Genomic DNA, 2,472 nt, shown 5'->3' with positions numbered 1-2,472 from the left:
CGATGGTGACGGTGGTGCCGTTCGCGCAGGCCGGTGCCGTGGCGGCCGCGGCCATGTTCGGGGCGCCCAGGCACAGCAGGGCAGGGGCCGCCCACGCCAGCAGGGCGCGTCGGGCGCAAGGGGGTCGTCGCATGGAAATCTCCCTCTCTTGTTCGATGGATCGGTGTGTCGCGCCCCCCGGGCGGGGGGCGGCTCCATTCTTGGAGAAAGCGCGGGCCCCGGGCCGCCGCAGCGCCTGAAGCCTTCTGAATCGTTCTGGGGTGGCGGTGCTGGCCCAGGGTGCCGTGTGCAAGGCGTTACCTGTGGTCACAGCTCCTTGGAATCCTTGCCTGGCCTGTCATGTTTGCTATTGAAATAATAGCTGCCAAGGCATGTTTCACTAGGGCGTGAGGCCTGAAAGGCTTGCAATCGATCTATACTCCCGCCCGTTGGTGCTCGCGCGGTCATTGCGACCGCGCAGTTAAACGGGAACCAGGGAGGGCGCGTCCGACGGACCGCGCCCCAACCTGGGCTGCCCCCGCAACGGTAAGCGAAAGAAGGCCTCGCCTTCACCCCGTGGAATCGTGCCCACTGGATGCCTCGGCATCTGGGAAGGGTCCACGGGTTTTCGCCAGCCCGGAGACCGGCCGACAGGGGGCCGCGCGCCCCAAGGCACAGGCCTTGGAGCGCGCGGCCCATTTCACGGAACCTGCGGGGAGGCAGGGGTCCGGGCGAATGCATTCCTGTGGTCCCCATGCAAATCTTCTCTGTGCTGGCGCGTGCGCCAGCCCCGCGGCCATGACGCCGGGCACCGTCTGGTTCGTCGGCGCCGGGCCGGGCGATCCCGAGCTGATCACGGTCAAGGGCCGTGCGCTGATCGAGCGCGCTGGCGCCATCCTGTTCGCGGGCTCGCTCGTCAACGAGGCGGCCACGCGCTGGGCGCCGCCCGGCTGCACCATCGCCGACAGCAAGGACATGACGCTGCCGCAGATGGCCGCGTGGCTCATCCTGCAGGCGCAAAAGCACGACACCGTGATCCGCCTGCAGACGGGCGATCCGGCCCTGTACGGCGCGCTGATCGAGGTGGTGCAGCCGCTGGACGCCGCGGGCGTGCCGCTGCGCGTGGTGCCGGGGGTGTCCTCGGCCATGGCCTCGGCCGCGGCGGCGGTGGAGAGCTTCACCCTGCCCGAGGTCACGCAGAGCGTGATCTTCACCCGCGTGGAGGGCCGCACGCCCATGCCGCCGGGCGAGTCGCTGGCCGAGCTGGGCCGCCACCACTGCACGCTGTGCATCTTTCTGTCGATCACGCTGCTGCACAAGGTGCAGGCCGGGCTGCGCGAGGCCGGCTGGGCCGAGGACGCGCCCGTGCTCGTGGTGCACAAGGCGAGCTGGCCGGGCGAGGAGCTGATCGTGCGCGGCACGCTCGCCGACATCCGCGACCGCTGCCGCGAGGCCCAGGTGGTGAGCCAGGCCATGGTGATCGCCAGCCCCACGCTGGGCGCCCGCCAGTGGACGGAGCTGGCCAAGTCCAAGCTGTACGACCCCACCTTCACGCACCGCTTTCGCCGGGCGAGCGAGCCCGCCCGCCCCACCCAACCCCCTCTGGAACGTGCCCCATGAACACCACCATCCTGCTGATCGGCCATGGCTCGCGCGAGCCCGAGGGCAACGACGAGATCCACGCCTTCGTGGCGCAATGGCGCGCGCGCCAGCCGGCCTGGCGCATCGAGGTGTGCTTCATCGAGTTCGCGCCGCCCGGCCTGCACGACGGCCTGCTGCAGGCCGCGCAGGGCAGCCAGCGCGTGCTGGTGCTGCCGCTCATCCTCAACGCGGCGGGCCACGTGAAGATGGAGATTCCCGAGGCCATCGAGCATGCGCGCGCGCACTGCCCCGGCGTGGCGTTTCTCTACGGCCCGCACCTCACGGCGTGCGAGCCCATCTTGGCCATCCTGCAGCGCCAGCTGCGCCAGTGCATGAACGCGCTGGACATGCCCGACCCCACCACCACCGGCGTGGTGCTGCTGGGCCGGGGATCGTCCGACCGGCAGGCCAACGGCGACGTCGCCAAGATGGCGCGCTGGCTGCAGGAAGACGGCCACCATGAGCTGGTCGAGATCGCCTTCACCGGCATCACCTGGCCGCGCCTGGAGCGCGTGGTGCAGCGCCAGGTGCTGCTGGGCATGAAGCAGATCGTGGTGCTGCCGTACTACCTGTACACCGGCACGCTGATGCAGCGCATCGGCCGGCAGGTGGCGCACCTGCGCGCGCAGTACCCGCAGGTGCGCTTCGCGCAGTCGCCGCACTTCGGCCTGGAGCGCGAGATCTTCGAGTTGCTGGAGGGCCGCGTGGCCGACCTGCTGGAGGGCACCCCGGGCAGCCTGCTGCCCTGCGACGGCTGCAAGTACCGCGAGATCGCGCACGACCTGGGGCACGGCCACAGCCACGAGCACACGCACGCCCCGGCGGCGGCGCCCGCGCCCGACCCCCGAGGCG

Annotated in this window: 2 protein-coding genes and 1 riboswitch; both genes read left to right on the top strand. The window is 70.8% G+C overall.

Annotation, left to right across the window (positions count from 1 at the left end; all coding sequences use genetic code 11):
- Positions 1 to 412 precede the first annotated feature (412 nt).
- A riboswitch (cobalamin riboswitch) is annotated at positions 413 to 645 on the top strand.
- Positions 646 to 777: 132 nt separating this feature from the next.
- Complete coding sequence (gene cobM / locus AC27IQ_RS22490) at positions 778 to 1,599, top strand: precorrin-4 C(11)-methyltransferase (protein WP_487090859.1); 822 nt, start codon at positions 778 to 780, stop codon at positions 1,597 to 1,599.
- Positions 1,596 to 2,472: sirohydrochlorin chelatase (locus tag AC27IQ_RS22485; protein WP_487090858.1), on the top strand; the 877-nt coding region annotated here is incomplete at its 3' end. The genes cobM and AC27IQ_RS22485, both read left to right, overlap by 4 nt.

Source organism: Acidovorax sp. KPB24-07 (assembly GCF_057543315.1).
Note: the sequence above shows the minus strand (reverse complement) of the source record. Positions and strands in the feature narration are given on the sequence as shown.

Coding starts and splice junctions, on each gene's coding strand:
- cobM (WP_487090859.1), top strand. CDS start 778: ATGACGCCGGGCACCGTCTGGTTCGTCGGCGCCGGGCCGGGCGATCCC.